The organism is Bradyrhizobium sp. 1 (assembly GCF_023073315.1).
Taxonomy (GTDB): domain Bacteria; phylum Pseudomonadota; class Alphaproteobacteria; order Rhizobiales; family Xanthobacteraceae; genus Bradyrhizobium.
The window spans coordinates 696,960-715,326 of sequence record NZ_JADPJH010000034.1 but is presented as its reverse complement, the minus strand read 5'-3'; the positions used below and the strand labels follow the sequence as shown (position 1 = coordinate 715,326).

General features: G+C 64.2%; 16 protein-coding genes, 1 tRNA gene and 1 pseudogene. 13 read left to right on the top strand and 5 right to left on the bottom strand.

Annotation, left to right across the window (positions count from 1 at the left end; translation table 11 throughout):
* Window positions 1-4: 4 nt before the first annotated feature.
* From IVB29_RS33360 to IVB29_RS33345, 4 genes are all read left to right on the top strand, one after another.
* Window positions 5-643 (top strand): RraA family protein, encoded by a 639-nt coding sequence (locus tag IVB29_RS33360; protein WP_247507645.1) that lies wholly within the window; start codon window positions 5-7, stop codon window positions 641-643.
* A 27-nt stretch (window positions 644-670) separates the two neighbouring features.
* Window positions 671-1,042, top strand: coding sequence for a cupin domain-containing protein (locus tag IVB29_RS33355; RefSeq protein ID WP_247507644.1), 372 nt, complete (start codon window positions 671-673; stop codon window positions 1,040-1,042).
* 48 nt (window positions 1,043-1,090) lie between these two features.
* A complete protein-coding gene (locus tag IVB29_RS33350) occupies window positions 1,091-2,047 on the top strand; it encodes a tripartite tricarboxylate transporter substrate-binding protein (RefSeq protein ID WP_247507643.1) in 957 nt (318 codons plus the stop codon).
* Window positions 2,048-2,154: 107 nt separating this feature from the next.
* Window positions 2,155-2,231 (top strand) — tRNA-Arg (locus IVB29_RS33345).
* 14 nt (window positions 2,232-2,245) lie between these two features.
* Here the strand turns inward: IVB29_RS33345 and IVB29_RS33340 are convergent.
* A complete protein-coding gene (locus IVB29_RS33340; protein WP_247507642.1) occupies window positions 2,246-3,193 on the bottom strand; it encodes a GlxA family transcriptional regulator in 948 nt (315 codons plus the stop codon).
* A 141-nt stretch (window positions 3,194-3,334) separates the two neighbouring features.
* Here IVB29_RS33340 and IVB29_RS33335 point away from each other — a divergent pair, with 141 nt between their 5' ends.
* The 4 genes from IVB29_RS33335 (at window position 3,335) to IVB29_RS33320 (ending at window position 8,260) form a co-directional block, all read left to right on the top strand.
* Entirely contained in the window at window positions 3,335-3,976 is a 642-nt protein-coding gene (locus tag IVB29_RS33335; protein ID WP_247507641.1) for an HD domain-containing protein, read from the top strand.
* Window positions 3,977-4,086: 110 nt separating this feature from the next.
* Window positions 4,087-4,809, top strand: a complete 723-nt coding sequence (locus IVB29_RS33330; protein ID WP_247507640.1) for a DUF2569 family protein — start codon at window positions 4,087-4,089, stop codon at window positions 4,807-4,809.
* A gap of 202 nt (window positions 4,810-5,011) precedes the next feature.
* A complete protein-coding gene (locus IVB29_RS33325) occupies window positions 5,012-7,018 on the top strand; it encodes an SPFH domain-containing protein (RefSeq protein ID WP_247507639.1) in 2,007 nt (668 codons plus the stop codon).
* A 102-nt stretch (window positions 7,019-7,120) separates the two neighbouring features.
* Window positions 7,121-8,260, top strand: coding sequence for an amidohydrolase/deacetylase family metallohydrolase (locus tag IVB29_RS33320; protein ID WP_247507638.1), 1,140 nt, complete (start codon window positions 7,121-7,123; stop codon window positions 8,258-8,260).
* A gap of 20 nt (window positions 8,261-8,280) precedes the next feature.
* On the opposite strand, the gene IVB29_RS33315 is transcribed toward IVB29_RS33320, so the two are convergent.
* Complete coding sequence (locus IVB29_RS33315; RefSeq protein ID WP_247507637.1) at window positions 8,281-9,891, bottom strand: ABC transporter substrate-binding protein; 1,611 nt, start codon at window positions 9,889-9,891, stop codon at window positions 8,281-8,283.
* Between the two features lie 148 nt (window positions 9,892-10,039).
* Window positions 10,040-11,184, bottom strand: a pseudogene (locus IVB29_RS33310) (acyl-CoA dehydrogenase family protein).
* Between the two features lie 126 nt (window positions 11,185-11,310).
* On the opposite strand from IVB29_RS33310, the gene IVB29_RS33305 reads away from it, so the two are divergent.
* Window positions 11,311-11,988, top strand: a complete 678-nt coding sequence (locus IVB29_RS33305) for an alpha/beta family hydrolase (protein WP_247507636.1) — start codon at window positions 11,311-11,313, stop codon at window positions 11,986-11,988.
* Window positions 11,989-11,991: 3 nt separating this feature from the next.
* On the opposite strand, the gene IVB29_RS33300 is transcribed toward IVB29_RS33305, so the two are convergent.
* On the bottom strand, window positions 11,992-12,966 hold the full coding sequence (locus tag IVB29_RS33300; RefSeq protein ID WP_247507635.1) for a ketopantoate reductase family protein: 975 nt from the start codon (window positions 12,964-12,966) through the stop codon (window positions 11,992-11,994).
* A 155-nt stretch (window positions 12,967-13,121) separates the two neighbouring features.
* Here IVB29_RS33300 and IVB29_RS33295 point away from each other — a divergent pair, with 155 nt between their 5' ends.
* Window positions 13,122-13,925, top strand: coding sequence for an enoyl-CoA hydratase-related protein (locus tag IVB29_RS33295; protein WP_247507634.1), 804 nt, complete (start codon window positions 13,122-13,124; stop codon window positions 13,923-13,925).
* A 17-nt stretch (window positions 13,926-13,942) separates the two neighbouring features.
* Here the strand turns inward: IVB29_RS33295 and IVB29_RS33290 are convergent, their stop codons facing one another.
* Window positions 13,943-14,827 (bottom strand): LysR family transcriptional regulator, encoded by an 885-nt coding sequence (locus IVB29_RS33290; RefSeq protein ID WP_247507633.1) that lies wholly within the window; start codon window positions 14,825-14,827, stop codon window positions 13,943-13,945.
* Window positions 14,828-14,940: 113 nt separating this feature from the next.
* Here IVB29_RS33290 and IVB29_RS33285 point away from each other — a divergent pair, with 113 nt between their 5' ends.
* From IVB29_RS33285 to IVB29_RS33275, 3 genes are all read left to right on the top strand, one after another.
* Window positions 14,941-16,305: an FAD-dependent oxidoreductase gene (locus IVB29_RS33285; RefSeq protein ID WP_247507632.1), complete on the top strand. Its 1,365-nt coding sequence runs from the start codon at window positions 14,941-14,943 to the stop codon at window positions 16,303-16,305.
* Between the two features lie 43 nt (window positions 16,306-16,348).
* Window positions 16,349-17,353 carry an ABC transporter substrate-binding protein gene (locus IVB29_RS33280; RefSeq protein WP_247507631.1) on the top strand — a complete coding sequence of 335 codons (1,005 nt, stop codon included), beginning with the start codon at window positions 16,349-16,351 and terminating at the stop codon, window positions 17,351-17,353.
* 179 nt (window positions 17,354-17,532) lie between these two features.
* On the top strand, window positions 17,533-18,306 hold the full coding sequence (locus IVB29_RS33275) for an ABC transporter ATP-binding protein (protein ID WP_247507630.1): 774 nt from the start codon (window positions 17,533-17,535) through the stop codon (window positions 18,304-18,306).
* The last annotated feature ends 61 nt before the right edge of the window (window positions 18,307-18,367 follow it).

Below are 18,367 nucleotides of genomic sequence, written 5' to 3'. Positions count from 1 at the left end.
GCACATGACCATCACTATCGCCGCAAACAGCGTGCCGAAGCCGCCGGCCGAGATCATCGAGGGCTTTCGCGGCGCGCCGACCTCGGTCATCTCGGACAATCTCGCCCGGCTGCCGGGCGCGGTGGGGCTGAAGCCCTATCATCGCGGGGCTAAGCTGGTCGGCACGGCCTTCACGGTGCGCACCCGCCCCGGCGACAATCTCGCCATCCACCGCGCGCTCGAGCTGGTCGGTCCCGGCGACGTCATTGTGGTCGACGGTGGCGGCGACGAGACTCGCGCGCTGGTCGGCGAGATCATGAAGACCATCGCGCAGTGGCGCAAAGCGGAAGGCTATGTGATCGACGGCGCCATCCGCGATGTCGCATCCTTCGCGGCCGACGACTTCCCCTGCTACGCCCGCGCGGTGATCCATCGCGGCCCCTACAAGAACGGACCCGGCGAGATCAACGTGCCCGTGTCGATCGGCGGCAGCATAATCTCGCCCGGCGACATCGTGGTCGGCGACGAGGACGGCGTGGTGTCGTTTCCCGCCGCAGGCGCCGCCGCGCTGCTCGAAGCGGTCCGTGCCCAGGTCGCGCGCGAGGAGGAGACCATGAAGGCGATCCGCGAGGGCCGGTATCAGGGCTCCTATGGCAAATCCTGATCAAACGAGAATGAAGGGGAGGGCTGCGTGAGCCAGAAGGACGAATTCCACAACATCGATGATCCCAGCGACGGGCTGTTTCGTGAGCTCGCGGCGGGGGTGACCACGCGCATCTTCTCCGGCGAGCACGCGATGCTGTCGGTGGTGACGCTGGCGCCGCATGCGCAGGGCACCTTGCATCATCATCCCGAGGAGCAGTGGGGCGTGCTGCTCGACGGCTCCGCCATCCGCGTCCAGGGCGATGAGGAAATCGCCGTGAAGAAGGGCGATTTCTGGCGCACGCCCGGCAACGTGCCGCACACCATGCGCGCAGGCCCCGACGGCGCCCGCGTACTGGACATCTTTAGTCCGCCACGGCCAGAATACAAAAAAGCGGGGTCCGGTTTCGGGACGACCTAAAGCGCTCAAAAGCAAAAAGCTCAGCGCAAAAACAACAGGGAGGCAACCATGACTATCACACGACGGGCGCTGCTGGCGGCGCCGGCTATTCTCACGATGGCACCGGCGATGGCGCAGGCGGGCAAGATCACGCTGGTGGTGCCGTTCCCACCGGGCGGCTCGACCGATGCGATGGCGCGGCTGCTGCAGGCCAATCTGCAGACAAAACTCAACCGAATCGTCATTGTCGAGAACAAGTCGGGCGCCGCCGGCGCGCTCGGCGCGGCGCAGGTCGCCAAGAGCCCGCCTGATGGTTCGACGTTCCTGGTCACCTTCGATTCCCACGCGGTGATCCCGTCCATCCTCGACAATCCGCCGGTCGATGTCGAGCGCGAGCTGATGCCGGTGTTGCTGGTGGGCACCGCGCCTTACGTGATCGCCGCCGGCGCCGGCCGTCCCTACAAGAGCTTTGCCGACGTGGTCGCCGCCTGCAAGGCGACGCCCGGTGCGGTGAAATACGCCTCCGTCGGCATCGGCACGCTCGGCCATCTCGCGATGACCGTGCTCGGCAGCAAGGCCGGTGTCGAGATCATGCATGTGCCCTATCGCGGCGGCGGCCCGGCGATGAATGACGTGCTCGGCGGCCATGTCGATCTCATCGCGGGATCGGCGGCGCTGGTCGCAGCCCAGCTCGGCACCAACATGCTGCGTCCGATCCTGCAACTCGGCCGCGCGCGGCTGCCGGGTCTGCCGGATACGCCGACCGCAATCGAGGCCGGCTTTCCGGATTTCGAGACGCTGGCCTGGTGGGGCATCTTCGCGCCCACGGGCACGCCGCCGGACATCGTCGCAGGCCTCGCCGCGGCGTCGAAGGAGATCTTGAGCGAGCCCGCGACCGCCGCCCAGCTCAAGGAAACCCAGCAGATGACGCTGCTGCTCGAGGACGGGCCTGCGTTCAAGACCTTCTTCGACAAGCAGGTCGCTTATTGGGGCAAGGTGGTGAAGGACAATAATATCAAGGCGTAGGGGCTGCCGGCAGACCCGCTGGATTGGACGAGGCGGAGGGCTTCCGATTCGGCCCTCGCTTTGATATGAACGCCTCCAGGCAACCCGTCCTCACCGGCGGGTTCCGCGGTCCCGTAGCTCAGCCGGATAGAGCGACGGTTTCCTAAACCGTAGGTCGCATGTTCGAGTCATGCCGGGATCGCCAGTTTTCCTTTCAAATCAAGCCACGATCCGCGCAAAGCGCTTGCGATATTCGGCAGGTGTCACGCCAACATGGCGCGCGAAGGCGCGGCGCAACGTGTCCGCGTCGGCAAAGCCACAATGCGTGGCCACTTGCTTGGGGGCTTCGTTTCCGAGCTCCAGCAGGCGCCTCGCAGCGTTGACGCGGGCTTCCTCCACCCAGGTCGCGGGGGTGATGCCGACTTCGGCACGAAACAACCGCGCGAAGTGACGCGGGCTGATATCCATGCGCTCCGCCAGGCTCGCGACGCTGTGATCCAGTCCGGGATTGGCGGCAACCCAGCGCTGGAGCTCCTGCAGCACCGCGCGACCAGCGGGAACGGCCTCGCCCTTGCGGGTGAACTGCATTTGCCCGCCCGGCCGCTTGAAGAACATCACGAGCTGGCTCGCGACCTTCATCGCCGTCTCGCGTCCGAGATCTTCCTCCACGAGAGCCAGCGCGAGATCTAACCCAGCAGTCACGCCGGCGGCCGTGCGGAGCTTGCCGTCGGTGACGTAGATTGCGTCCTTGTCCACGCTGACCGACGGGAATTTTTCGGCAAGCCGGTCCGCAACCGCCCAATGCGTCGTGACCCGTCTGCCGTCGAGCAGACCGGCCGCCGCAAGAAAGAAGGCGCCTGAGCACACCGACCCGAAACGCCGGGTTTTGGAGGCCCGGCGGCGGAGCCAGTCGATCACCAGGCCGTCTGCCGGCACGTCGGCGGCGTTCGGACATCCGGCGATCAGCAATGTGTCGATACTTTCCTGGAAGCCACGATCGATGATGCGGTCGGGCATCAGCCGCACGCCTGAGGAGCTGCGGATCGGTCCTGGCTCCGCCCCCGCCACCAGCAGAGCATAGGCCTGATGGCCAGCCTGCAAATTTGCCTCGGCGAACACGTCGAGAGGGCCAGCGACGTCGAGCAGCTGCACCCCGGGCAGCGCCATAATCACAACAGTCCTCGGTTTCGGCTTCGCGCCCATGTCCGCCTCGGTCGGTATTTGTCTGTTCTAGACGTATTACATAAATTGAGGACAGACTAGCGCAGATCTAGCTTGGCGGCGAACAGAGATTTTGAGGAGACCATCATGCAAGCGATCACCGAAGCCGCCGCCATTCCCGACAGCAAATTGGCGCGCGCCATCACCGACTACATCCGCGATACCGAGACCGACCTGCTCTTCAACCATTCCAGCCGCGTCTATCATTTCGGCGCACTGGCCGGCATCCGCCGCGGGCTGAAATTCGACCGGGAGCTGCTTTATGCCGGCGCGATGTTTCACGACATCGGCCTGATGCCCGATCATGGCAGCAAGCACGAACGGTTCGAAGTCGATGGTGCCCACGCCGCGCGCGATTTCCTGCGCAGCCACGGCATCTCCGAAACGGATGCCTATACGGTCTGGACCGCGATCGCGCTGCACACGACACCGGGCGTACCACAGCACATGCATCCCGTCGTCGCGCTGGTGACGGCGGGTGTCGAGATGGACGTTCTCGGGCTCACCTACAATGACTATTCCGACGCGGAGCGCGGGGCCGTCGTGAAGGCGTTTCCGCGAACGCCGCACTTCAAGGAGGACATCATCCAGGCGTTCTACGACGGCATCAAGCACAAGCCGGAGACCACCTTCGGTAACGTCAAGGCCGACGTCATCGCCGACAAAGAGCCGCATTTCCATCGCGGCAATTTCTGCAGCGTCATCCGCGGCTCGCATTGGCACAGCTGAGCGGCGTTCTTCTTCGCCAACGTGCGCAGCGGCAATGCTCCACTCGTCATTTTCTATCGCGACGTGTATCCACGCTCGATAGAATACGGCCGGGTGGCAGGGGCGTTGGCATGGCGGAGTTGTGGTTCTACGCGGAAAGTGGGCAGCAGCACGGCCCGATGTCGATTTCCGAGCTCCTCCCGCTGCTGGCTGGCATCGCGGATTCGCAGCGCGTGCTGGTCTGGCGGGAGGGCTTGGAGAGCTGGAAGCCGGTCGCGGAGGTGCGCGAGATCGCGGAGCACCTTCTTCGACCGCAGCCGTTGAATCCGGCACCGCCACCGGTTGACGCCACTCGGGAACCTGCCGTTCTTGCAGACGACGCTGCGGCCTTTAAAGATGTCCAGCCCGAGATGACCGGCATCAGCGGTTGGCTCGCGCTTCTCGCGTTCGGCCAGGTGATGGGCATCCTGCGCCTGGTCTTCAACGTCGGACAATATGTGCAGTCGATCACCGACGAAGTCTGGACTTACTTTCCGACGGTCATCTGGACTGAAATGCTGATCAATGCCGCCATGATCGGCTTGGCGATCTGGACAACGGTGCTCCTGTTCAGACACTCCCACCGGTTTCCAGCCTTCTTCATCGTGCAAATGATCTGCGCGGTGCTGATGCCGCTCGTCGATCTCCTCTGCGTCGCATCGTTTTTTTCCGCCGCCCTGAATCGTCCTTTCGGCGATTTTTTCATCTTCGAACCTCGACTGATCGGGCAAACAATTATCGGTGTGATCAGTGCCGCGGTTTGGATAACGTACGTCCTTCGCTCCCAAAGAGTCGCGCATACGTTCACGAAATAAGCCGCGTTACGACGCGCTTTGCTGAGCCGCGCGGTTCTCGCGGTTTCCCCGCTCGTCAAGTCTCCAATAAAAAAAGATTGGCGCGGCTTTACGCGACAGCCGGCTTGCGAAGCAGGTGCCGTACTCACATCTCCGCTCCCGCAATTCTGGGGTGTGGCCTTGGTTAACCAGGCCGCCCAGTTGCGAATTGTGGAGATGAACTATGGACCTCAATGGTTTCGATGGCGCCTGGCTGATCCAGCCGGCGCTGTGGACCGCGGCTGCGATCGCGCTCGTGATCCTGCTGCGGATGGCCAATATCTTTCGTTACATTCCGAACAACCAGGTCGGCATCGTCGAGAAGCTGTGGTCGACGAGCGGATCGATCGACGGCGGCTTCATCGCGCTGAACGGTGAAGCCGGTTACGAGCCGGAAGTGCTGCGCGGCGGCATTCATCTGTTCTTTCCGTTCATGTACCGGATCCACAAATCGGATCTCGTCACGGTCGGACAGGGCAAGATCGCCTATGTGTTCGCGCGCGACGGCGCGCCGCTTCAGCCATCGCAGGTGCTCGGCGCCAACGACAGCGAGGACAGGTCGGACTTCGAGAACGCAAGGCAATTCCTGCTCTGCGGCGGACAGAAGGGCCCGCAGCGGAAAATCCTGCGCGAAGGCACCTATGCGATCAACACGACGCAATTCGCGATCATCACCGATGAGCGCGTCTACGGCCACGCGCTGAGCGCGCAGGAGCGTGGCGTGCTCGACGCCATGCAGCTCACCATCGCCGAGCGCTGGGGTTTTACGCCCGTCGTGCTCGCGGCCGATCACGATCTGGTCGGCGTCGTCACCGTGCATGATGGCCCGTCGCTGCCTTCGGGCGAGATCATTGCGCCTGAAGTCGGCACTGACCTGCGCGACGGCGAGGTCTTTCACAACAATTTCCAGGAGCCCGAGAAATTTCTTAGCGCAGGCGGCTATCGTGGCCGGCAGCTCCAGGTCATCGTCGAGGGCACCTGGTACATCAATCGCCTGTTCGCGACCATCGAGGCGGTGCCGAAGACCGTGATCCCGGTCGGCAATGTCGGCGTCGTCATCTTCTACACCGGCCCGCACAGCGATGACGTCTCGGGCGAGCAGTATCGCCATGGCGAATTGGTCATCAACGGCTGCCGCGGCGTCTGGAAGGACCCGCTGCTGCCGGGCAAATACGCGTTCAACACCTATGCCGGCAAGATCGAGATCATCCCGACCGTCAACTTCATCCTGAAATGGGTGCGCGGCGAGGTTGGTGCGATGAAGCTCGACGAGAACCTGTCGGAGATATCGCTGATCACCAGGGATGCGTTCGAGCCGACGCTGCCGCTCTCGGTGGTGATGCATATCGACTACAAGAAGGCGCCGATGATCATCCAGCGCTTCGGTGACGTGAAGAAGCTCGTCGAGCAGACGCTCGACCCGATGGTCAGCGCGTTCTTCAAGAACATCGCGCAGAAGATGACCCTGATCGAGCTGCTCCAGAACAGGGCGCAGATCCAGGAGGAATCGGCGGCTCAAATGAAGGCGAAGTTCGAGAGCTACTCGCTCGACCTTCAGGAAGTATTGATCGGTACGCCGCGAGCAGCGAGTGGCGACCACACGATCGAGAACATCCTGATCCAGCTCCGCTCGCGCCAGATCGCGCGCGAGCAGATCGAGACCTATCAGGAACAGGAGAAGGCCGCCGTGCAGGAGCGGGCGCTGAACGAGGCCAAGGCGACGGCAGCGGCGCAGACGGCGCTAACGCAGTCGCTGATCCAGATCAAGGTGAACGAGAACGAAGGCGCGGCGGCGTTCGCCCGCGCGCAGAAGGACGCGGAGACCCGAAAAGTGACGGCCGCCGCGGTTGGTCAGCAGTCGCGGCTCGAAGGTCAGGGCGAGGCCGACCGGGTGCTTGCGGTCGGCACCGCCAATGCCCAGTCGACAAAACTCTCGGTCGATGCCTATGGCGGCCCCGAGTTCAGGCTGGCCGAGCAGAATTTTGCGAAGTTCGCGGAAGCGCTGACCAAGATCAATCAGCCGCTGGTGCCGCAATTCCTGATGTCCGGCGGACAGGGCCAGGAGAGCAGCAATGCCGGTCTGATCCCGACCGCGATGCTGAGCTCGATGTTCGGCCGCATGATGCCCGATGCGCTGGAGCGGCTGAAGGAGGAGGCGCCGAAGGCGGCCCGCAGGGCCAACGGGCAGTGATTGTGGCCGATTTGCTTGATCGGCGCGAAAATTGCTAACAGAGGCGACCGGGCTGGAAGAGCATTCCAGCCCGGTCCATGTTTGCCATATCCGGAGACGACAATGCCTTTCGACTTGATCCTGCGCGGCGGCCGTGTGGTCGACCCGTCCCAGAAGCTCGACGCCGTAACCGATGTTGCCTTTGCGGGCGGCAAGGTCGCAGCGATCGGCAGCGGGCTCAAGGCGGATCCGGGCACCGACGTCCGCGATGTCTCGCGTTATGTCGTGACCCCTGGACTGATCGATCTCCACACTCATGTCTATTGGGGCGGGACCTCGCTCGGCATCGATGCCGAGGAATTCTGCCGTCTCTCCGGCGTCACCACGGCGGTCGACACCGGCAGCGCCGGGCCCGGCAATTTCGCCGGCTTCCGCAAGCATGTGATCGAGCCGAGCCAGGTCCGCATCCTCGCTTATCTGCACGTCTCGCATGCCGGCATCTTCGGCTTCTCGCACCGGATCATGGTCGGCGAGAGCGAGGAGCTGCGGCTGATGAACCCGATCGAGGCGGCCAAGGTGGCCGATGAAAACCGCGATCTCATCGTCGGCATCAAGGTCCGCGTCGGCCTGCACTCCTCGGGCACATCGGGGGTGGTGCCGCTCGACATCGCGCTCGAGGTGGCCAACGAGGTCGGCATGCCCCTGATGGCGCATATCGACCACCCGCCGCCGAGCTACGAGGAGGTGCTGGCCCGCCTGCGTCCCGGGGACGTGCTGACCCATGCGTTCCGCCCGTTCCCGAACACGCCGGCGACCGCGCAGGGCACCGTGAAGAAGGCCGTGCTGGACGCGCGCGAGCGCGGCGTGCTGTTCGACATCGGGCACGGCAAGGGCTCGTTCGCCTTCAAGACCGCGCGCGCCATGCTCGCCAACGGCTTCTATCCGGACACCATCTCCTCGGACATCCATCAGCTCTGCATCGACGGCCCGGCCTTTGACCAGGTCACCACGCTGTCGAAATTTTTGTGCATGGGCATGCCACTGTCCGACGTCATCGCAACCTCCACGGTCAATGCCGCGATGGCCCTGCGGCGCCCGGAGCTCGGCAGCCTCAAGCCGGGCAGTGTCGGCGACGCTACGCTGATCTCGATCAAAGAAGGCCAGTTCGACTACGAGGACGTCGTCGGCGAGCACCTGATCGGGGATCGCAAGATCGTGTCCGAAGGTGTCGTCATCGGCGGCCGCTGGTGGCATCCGAACTAAAGCTTCGTGAGGCCGTCGGCCTACTCGTTCTTGTCCACATTCCAGAACATCGGCGTCGCCGGGCCGTCGATGACGCCGGTCAGTGATTTTCGCCAGGCGCTCGGCGCCTGGAACTGACCGAGCGGGACGTAGATCACCTGGTCGTAGGCTTCCTTCTGCACCTCAAGCGCGATCTTCCTGCGTTCCTCGGGTGCGGTGGCGCGGGCGTAGGCATCGCGCAACTCCTCGAGCTTGGGGTCCTCGGACCAGCCGTACCAGCCGCCATTCGTGCCCTTGCCGCCCATCGGAACATTGACCAGGGGGTCCAGCGAGTCGGCCGCGCCCTGGTAGGTGAAGAACATGCTCCAGCCGCCTTCTTTGGGTGGCTTCTGGTTGGCCCTGCGCGTGACCAGGGTCTGCCAGTCCATCGCCTGCAGATCGACCTTGAAGCCGGCGTCGCGCAACAGCTGCGCGACAATGACCGGCTGCGCTTTCAGCAGGATCTGGTCCGTCGGCGCCAGGATCACCACCGGCGTGCCGTCATAACCGGATTCGGCGAGGGCCTTCTTGGCCTGGGCCAGGTTATTTCCCTTGATGAGCGTCTCGCCGCCCTCGTCGCTGCCGAGCGGAGTGTCGCAGATGAAGAACGCACCGCAGAGCTTGTAGTATTTGGGATTGCCGATCTGGGCGTCGAGCACGTCTTTCTGGTTGATCGCCAGCATCGCGGCGCGGCGGATCTTCACATTATCGAAGGGAGGATGCAGGAAATTCATCCGGCCGAATGACTGGAAGCCGAACTTGTTCAGGATGGAGACGTTGATGTCCGGATTGGATTCGAGCATCGGCAGCAGATCGAACGGCGGCGTCTCCACGAAATCGACATCACCGGATTGCAGCGCGTTGAGTGCGGTCTGCGCGTCCGGCATCGTGATCCACTCGACCCGGTCGACCTTCGCGACCTTGCCCCCCGAGGTCCATTCGGGCGGCTCCTTGCGCGGTACGTAGTCGGTGTTCTTTTCGTAGACGACTTTCACGCCGGGCTGGAATTCGGCCGCCACGAACTTGAACGGGCCGGAGCCGATCTGCTCCGGAATCTGCTTGTTGACGGGGGTCTCGGCCAGCCGCTTCGGCATCATGAAGGCGACGACCGCCGATGGCTTGGCGATCGTCTCCAGCACGAGGCCATAGGGCTCCTTCAGCTTCAGCGCGATCGTCCTGGTATCGGCGGCTTCGATGGCGGCCGTGAAGTCCATCAGCTTGCGCGCCATGCCGTCGAGGCTCGATCCCCAACGCTTCAGCGAGGCGACGCAGTCCTCCGCCGTCACCGGCGCTCCGTCATGCCACTTCAGCCCGTCGCGCAAGGTGAAGATGTAGGTCAGCTTGTCCGCGGACACCGTCCAGTCGGCCATCTGCGGCCGCACCTTGAAGCTGGAATCGATGCCGACCAGCGTGTCATAGACCATGTAGCCATGGTCGCGGGTGATGATGGCTGTCGTAAATCCGGGATCGGTGACGCGAAGGTCCGATTGCATCACCGCAGTGAGGGTCTTCTTTCCGGTCGCGGCGGAACCAACCGACGTCCAGGCCAGAGGAAGTGCCGATGGCGCAACAGCCGCAAGCTGAAGCAGTTTCCGTCGCGAGACGTGAACCATTCGCAATTCTCCCGATGCAAGCGAGACCAGTCGGCGGCTGCCGATGGTGGGCAGCGTATGATTTGCCGCCGCACCTTGCAATGACGGTTGTCTCGCAAATCTGACTTCGTTTGCGGTCGAGCAAGGGGTGCCGTTCACAGCGACCTGATTACAGCGACCTGGCGATCAGCAGTTTCATGATCTCGTTGGTGCCGCCATAGATCTTCTGGATGCGGGAATCGATGAAAATGCGCGAGATCGGGTATTCCTGCATGTAGCCGTAGCCGCCGAACAGCTGGAGGCATTCGTCGGCGGTCTGGACCTGCTTGTCCGAGCACCAGTATTTCGCCATCGACGCCGTGACGGTGTCGAGGTCGCCTGCGACCAGCTGCTCGATGCACCAGTCGACGAAGACGCGGGCGATCATCGCCTCGGTCTTGCGCTCGGCGAGCGTGAAGGCGGTGTTCTGGAAATCCATCAGCGGCTTGCCGAACGCCTTCCGCTCCTTGGTGTAATCGACGGTGAGTTTGACGGCGCGCTCCATCGCGGCGACCGCGCCGACCGCGAGCGCGAGGCGCTCCTGCGGCAGCTGCTGCATCAGCTGGACAAAGCCCTGGCCCTCTTCCTTGCCGAGCAGGTTTTCCGGCGGGACCGTGACATTGTCGAAGAACAGTTCTGACGTGTCGGAGGCGTGCAGGCCGATCTTGTCGAGGTTGCGCCCGCGTTTGTAACCATCGGCGCCCGCAGTCTCGACCACAAGCAGCGAAAGGCCTTTTGCGCCGGCCTCGCCAGTGCGTGCGACCACGACGACGAGGTCGGCGGCCTGGCCGTTGGTGATAAAAGTCTTCTGGCCGTTGATGACGTAGGAATTGCCCTGTTTCCTGGCGGTGGTCTTCACGGCCTGAAGGTCCGAGCCGGTGCCGGGCTCGGTCATGGCGATGGCGCCGACCATCTCGCCGAGGCCATCTTCGGCAGCCAGCGCTTCTTCTGCTCCTCCGAGCCATAGTTGAGGATGTAGTGCGCGACGATGGCGCTGTGCACGGAGACGCCGGTGGTCAGCTCCGGCACCGTGCTTTCGAGATCATCCAGCACGGCGGCGTCATAAGCGAAGTTCGCGCCGAGGCCGCCATATTCCTCCGGCACGCTTGCCAGCAGCGCGCCCATCTCGCCGAGCCCGCGCCAGGCGAAGCGGTCGACCATCTTCTGCTCGCGCCATTTCTCGGCATGCGGCGCCAGGTCCTTGGCGAGATATTTCCGGAACTGGTCGCGGAAGACGTCAAGCTCTTCGGTCATCCAGGAGGAGCGGTAGGCCATGGTCACCTCGATTGATTCAGCTTTCCGGCTTGGTAGGCCAGCCGGCCGCGGCAATTATTGTGTTTTCAGGCTGCGCCGGTGGCGCTACCAAGGCGGCCGTAGCAGCGTCTGTCGGGATGGTTGATTGTGGCTGTCAAAACGCAAGAGCTCAAGCTTGACATCGAGCGCATCGGCACGGTCTCGGCGATCCTGACCAAGCCGGCCAATGCGCGCGCCTGCTACGTGCTGGCGCACGGCGCCGGTACCGACATGCGGCATGCGTCGATGGACAAGATTGCAGTGGGCCTCGCCGATCGCGGCATTGCGACGTTCCGCTTCAATTTCCCCTATATGGAAAAGAAACTGGGACGTCCCGACCAGCCGGCGGTCGCCCACGCTGCCGTCCGTGCGGCGGTCGCGGAGGCGGCGCGGCTGTGCCCCGGGCTGAAGCTCGTGGCGGGTGGCAAATCGTTCGGCGGGCGCATGACATCGCAGGCGCAATCGAAGGCGCCGTTGCCTGGCGTAAAGGGGCTCGCATTCCTCGGCTTTCCCCTTCATACCGACAAAAAGCCCTCGACGGACCGCGCCGAGCACCTCGCCGGCGTCGAAATCCCCATGCTGTTCCTGCAAGGTACGCGCGATGGGCTCGCCGATCTCGACCTTCTCAAGCCCGTCGTCGGGGGGCTCGGGGCGAAGGCGACGCTGCATGAGGTCGAAGGCGGCGACCATTCGTTCGCGGTGCTGAAAAAGTCCGGTCGTACCAATGACGAGGCGCTGACAGAGGTGCTCGACACGCTCGCGGCCTGGATCGTCGCGCTCGCCTGAGCCTCAGGCGGAGTAGAGCCCCTTGTCGCGCGCCTTCTGGATCGCCAGCGCGGCGATCAGGTCGAGCGTCGGTGTGGAAAGGCCGCCGGTGCGCGCGAAGGCTGCGGGCGCCCTCACCAGCACGTCGATCTCCATGGCGCGGCCGAGCTCGTAATCCTGCAGCAGCGACGGCTTGTGGTTGGGGGCGGGGCCGCTGCGGGTCACGCGCTTGACCTCGGGGATGAAGTGCTGGGCGATGTCGTTCGCCTCGTTCAGCATCCGCGGAATGAGCTCGGCAAAAGCCGGGTCGTCGCGGACGCCGCGCGCGGTCTGGCCGGTCAGCAGGCACAGCACCGACAGCGACATGTTGGTCAGCAGCTTTGACCAGATCGCCTCACGGATTTCGGCCACAGGCGGCGATTCCAGCCGCGCGTCGTTGAAGACGCCGCGGAGTTTTGTGATGCGCTCGCAATTGCGGTCGTCGCATTCCCCGATCAAGAGGCGGTTGCGGTCGGGCGTCAGGTTCTGCACGACGCCGGGCGCAGTCACCTCGTTCGAGGAGAAAATGACGCCGCCGATGATCCGCTCCTTCGGGATGCAGGCGCGCAAGCGCCCGCCGGGGTCGAGGAAGGAAATGTCGGGCGGTGTCGGGTGTCGCGGCGGCAGGCCGATACCGTACCACCAGGGAATGCCGTTCTGCGCGAACACGATGGCGGTGTCGTCCTGGAGCAGCGGCTTGAGGCTGGTGACCAGCCCCGTCAGTGCAGTGGCCTTCAGCGTCGAGATCACGACGTCCTGCGGTCCGAGCTGGGCCGGATCGCCTGACGCGTTGACCTTGGCGCTGACCTCGGAATCACCGACGCGCAGCTTCAAGCCATTGGCCCGGGCGGCCTCGAGATGCGCACCGCGCATCACGCAACTGACCTCATGGCCGGCGCGCGCCAGCCGAACCGCAAGATGGCTGCCGACGGCGCCCGCGCCGAAAATGCAGATGCGCATGTGATGTCCCGTCCCTGATTCCTCGATGCCGCCCCGGCGCCAGCATGACACAAGCCGCCATGCGATGGACGCGGCCGCCCCACGCTGGAAAGATATGGATCGGCATGCGTTGCCTCGGCCATAGTGCGCGCCAAACAACGACCGGAGGATCGCCGATGACTGCCAGCCCCGTCCTGTGGACCCTCGATGAGCGTGGGGTTGCAACCGTCACGTTGAACCGGCCGGAGGTCAACAATGCCTATGACGGCGCGCTGATTGCCGGCGTGCTCGCGGCCATGGACGATCTGGGTAGGAAGCCGAACCTGCGCGTCGTCGTGCTCAGGGGAAATGGCAAGCATTTCCAGGCCGGCGCCGATCTCAAATGGATCAACGGCGTGCGGCCGCAATCGGCTGAGGCCAACGAGGCGGCGTCGCGGGCGACGTTCGAAGCCGTGCAGCGGCTCAACACCCTGCCGATCCCGCCGGTGGCGCTGGTGCAGGGCGGCTGCTTTGGCGGCGGCACCGGCGTGATTGCGGCCTGCGATGTCGTGATCGCGGCGGACAACGCGCTGTTCTCGATCACGGAGGTACGATGGGGCCTGACGGCCGCGATCATCATCCCGCAGCTGTGCGACGCCATTAGTGTACGGCAAGTCCGCCGTTACGCGCTGACCGGCGAACGTTTCGGTGCCGAAGACGCCCGCCGCATCGGCCTCGTCCACGAGGTCGTGCCGCTCGCCGATCTCGAGGCCGCGGGCAGCAAGGTAGTCGAGCAGCTGCTCGCCAACGGCCCGGACGCGATGGCCGAGACCAAGCGGCTCGCGCTGGAGAGCTCGTTCGGCGGAATGGCGGTGGACGATGCCGCGTATACGCGGCTCGTGCACCTGCATTCGGTCAAGCGCCAGAGCGCGGAGGCGGCGGAAGGACTGGCCTCGTTCGCGGAGAAGCGGGCGGCGAACTGGGGCGGCGGGAAGACGTGATGGTTGCGCGGTGAGCTTTATAGCGACGATGCGAGCGAGGTCTTGAGCAAGTTCAGCAGCGCCTGCACCGCGGCCGCATTGCGTCGCCGTTCAGGAATGGCGGCCTTCACCCACAATTCCGGAATCGGAAAATCGCGCAGCAACGGCTTGAGCGCGCCGTCGCGCAAGGCATCTGCGACGAGATAATGCGAGATCAGCGCGATGCCGTTGCCGGCGATGGCGCTGCGCGCCAGCACATGCCCCTCGTTGGAGGAGAGCAGCGGGCTCACCTGGATGCTGATGCGGCCGCGCGGGCCGTCGAAAATCCATTCCGGTCCGGTCGGCAGAAAGCTGAGGCAACGATGCTCGACGAGGTCGCGCGGATGCTTTGGCGTGCCGTGCTTCTTCAAATAGGCCGGCGAGGCGCAGAGCAGCCGCTTCAGCGCACATAGCGGCTCGTCGACCACGCCGCCAAAGGAATGCGGGAAGGCACCGATCGCGATGTCGAAACCCTCCGTCACCGGATCGACCGGGCGGTCGATCAGCACGATCTCGAGTTTCAGCCGCGGGTTTTGCGTCTGGAACGCGCTGAAGGCATCGGCGAGCCGTGCCACGGTGAGCGAGGTCGGTGCCTTGATGCGGAGGTGATCGACGAGATCGTGGCCCTTCTCGCCCATGCGCGACAGCAAATCGGTGGCATCGGTGACGACGCCACGTGCGCGATGCACGTAGCGCTGGCCGGCGTCGGTGAGCCGCAATTGCCGGGTCGAGCGGTGAAACAGCGGTGTGCCGATTCGCGTTTCCAGCTGCGTGACGCGCTTGGCGACGACCGAAGTCGAGACATTGAGCTTTCGTGCAGCGGCAGAAAATCCGGCGGCGTCCGCGGTGGCGAGGAACGCCTGCAAGTTCACCAGAATATCCATCCCGACCTTTCGCGATTCGAGAAAGCTGATCGCTTATTTTGGTGGATTGTAGCTGAGCCCGCGTTAATTCATAGTCGGGTCCAAGCAAGAGATTTTCAGGGACAGGACGCGCCATGCGGGCCACGACGATCGAAGAACCAGCACGCCAGGTGCCGCTCTACGGCGAATATGAAGTCGTCGTGCTCGGCGGCGGTCCGGCCGGCATCGTCGCTGCGGCCTCAGCCGCGCGCGCGGGGCGGAAGACGCTGCTGATCGAGCGCTACGGCTTCCTCGGCGGCATGGGGACAGCTGCCGGTGTCACCAATTTCTGCGGCCTGCATGGCAATGTCTACGGCGAGGCCCACCGGCTGGTGCAGGGCATGGCGTCCGAGCTGCTGGCGCGGATCGATCATCTGAACGGCCTCAATGCGCCGCATCTGATCCTCGGCAAGGTCTTTGCCCAGGCCTACGACACGGCGGCCTACAAGATCGCGGCCGACCAACTGCTCGCAAGCCACAAGGTGCACATCCTCTTCCACGCGCTTGGCGCCGGCGTGGTGATGGGCGATAACAGCCGCATCGACGCGCTGATGGTCGAGACCAAGGGCGGCCGGCAGGCGGTGCGCTCGGAGATCTTCATCGATTGCTCCGGCGACGGCGATCTCGCGGTCTGGGCCGGCGCGCCGTTCGAGATCGGCGACGAGCACGGCCATCCGATGTACCCCTCGATGATGCTCCGTCTCAACGGCATCGATCCCGCAAAGGCCGGCGATGCCTGGCGCACCATTCCGCAATTGATGGAAAAGGCGCTGGCCGCCGGCACCCACACATTCCCGCGGAAAAGCGCGATCGTGCGTCCGCAAAAGTCCGGCATCGAATGGCGGGTGAACTTTACCCAGGTGGCGCGCGAAGACGGCCACGCCATCAACGGCGTCGAGCCCGATGATCTCACCCGCGGCGAGATCGAGGGCCGCAAGCAGGCGCTCGCCGCGTTCGAATTCCTGCGCACGGTGCCGGGGTTTGAAAAATCCTACATCGTCGACCTGCCGCCGCAGCTCGGCATCCGCGAGACCCGCCGCATCAAGGGTGGCTATCAGCTCAGCGGCGAGGACGTGCTTACTTGCGCCTCGTTCGAGGATTCCATCGGCGTCAATGGCTGGCCGATCGAGGCCCATGTTCCCGGCGATGTCGTTTTCACTTTTCCGCCAATCCCGGAATCGCGCGGCTATAACGAGCTGCCTTATCGTATGCTGGTGCCCGAGGGCGTCGACAATCTTCTGGTCGCCGGGCGCTGCGCCTCGATGACCCATGAGGGCCAGTCGGCGGCGCGGGTTTCCGGCGCCTGTTTCGTGATGGGCGAGGCGGCCGGTTCCGCCGCGGCGCTGGCGCTCTCCGGAAACCGGATTCCACGCGAAATCCCCATTGAAAAATTGCAGGAAACGTTGAAACAACAGGGCGCCTTCATCGGGCGGGATCAGCCCGTGCCCGAAGGTTTGTGACAGCTGTAACAGAACGACCAAGAGAACCACTGGAGGAAACGGGATGATCGGGATTGCGCGGCTCGCGCTCGCGGGTCTGGTGGCGATCATGGCGATGGGCGCAGCCCGGGCCGAGGACGCGCTGAAGGCCAAAATCGGCGTGCTCCGCCTGTCCTCCTCCGCGCCCGTCTTCATCGCCCAGGACAAGGGCTATTTTCGTGAGGCCGGTCTCGACGTCGAGCTGAAATTCTTCGATGCGGCGCAGCCGATCGCGGTCGCCACCACCTCGGGCGACATCGATTTCGGCGTCACCGCCTTCACCGCGGGGCTCTACAATCTCGCCGGCAAGGGCGTGCTCAAGGTGATCGGCGGCATGAGCCGCGAGAAGGCCGGCTATCCCCTGATCGGCTATTTCGCCAGCAACAATGCCTATGCGGCCGGGCTGAAGACGCCGAAGGACCTCGCGGGCAAGCGCGTGGCGATGACGCAGGTCGGATCGAGCTTTCACTATTCGCTCGGCCTGCTCGCCGACAAATACGGTTTCAAGCTCGCCGACGTGAAGATCGTGCCGCTGCAATCACTCTCGAACGCGGCCGCCGCCCTGAAGGGCGAGACTGTCGATGCGGCGCTGCTGCCGATCTCGACTGCGCGAAAATTGATGGACGACGGCGGCGCGAAATTCCTGGGCTGGGTTGGCGACGAGACGCCCTGGCAGCTGGGCGCGGTGTTCGCCTCGCCCAAGACGCTGACCAACAAGGCGTTGGTGACAAAGTTTCTCGGCGTTCTCGCAAAAGCCGATCGCGAATATCACGACGTCATCCTCGCCGCGATGAAGGACGGTGTTGCGCCGATCAACGAGCAGACAAAACCGCTGCTGGAGATCATTGCCAAGTATACGAACCTCCCGGTTGAGCAGGTGGTCGGCAATTGCGCCTATATCGATCCCGACGGCAAGCTGGACGTGAAGAACGTCGACAACCAGATCAAATGGCTGCAGGAGCAGGGTTTTGCCGACAAGGGTTTTGATGTGAATGCGATCATCGCCAAGGAATTTGTGAAGGCGGATTGATTGATGCTGCGCGCACTACTCTCTCCCCGTCATCCTGAGGTGCGAACCCGGCCATGCGTAAGCACGGCGGGGCGAGCCTCGAAGGATGTACGGCCGAGCTGTATCCGGGCCGCGCATCCTTCGAGGCTCGCTTCGCGAGCACCTCAGGATGACGGGGCGAAATTGAGAGGGCGCAGCCAATGGACCTGATCGCCAACCACATCTCCCATCGCTTCGGCGACCTCGCCGTACTCGACGACGTCTCCTTCGCCGTCAGCGCCGGCGAAGTGGTGGCGATCGTCGGTCCGTCCGGCTGCGGCAAGAGCACGCTGCTGTCGATCCTCGGCGGGCTGTTGCAGCCGACCTCCGGCGCGCCCGAGCTGCGCGGAGCGCCGCCGGCCGACAGCCTCAATCCGCTGACCTTCGTGTTCCAGGATTTTGCGCTGCTGCCCTGGGCGACGGTCGAGGAGAACGTCGAATTCCCGCTGCTGCACACGCAGCTCTCCGCAACACAGCGCCGCGCGCTGGTCGATGACGCCCTGCGCCGCACCGGCCTGACCGATTTCCGCAAAACCTATCCAAAGCAGCTCTCCGGCGGCATGCGCCAGCGCGTCGGCATTTCGCGCGCGCTCGCGGTCAAGCCTGCCATCCTGCTGATGGACGAGCCGCTGTCGGCGCTGGATTCGCAGACGCGTGAGCTCTTGATGGAGGATTTCGTTCGTCTGCTCGCCGACGGCGGCATGGGCGCGGTCTATGTCACGCACAATCTCGAAGAGGCCGCGCGCCTTGCCGACCGCATCGTGGTGCTGTCGCGCCGGCCCGGCCGCATCCGCGAAGTCGTCACCGTGCCGATGACGCGCGCTGAACGCGGTGAAGTCACTGCGCGTGAAAAATTGCTCGTGCTTCAGAACCAGATCTGGTCGCTGATCCGCAACGAGGCCATCGACGCCGAGCGCGAGGTCCAGCATGCTTGATCGCGCGGGCACGCCTGTGAAGGACGACACGACGCGGCGCGTCCGTTTCCGCGGCGCCGGC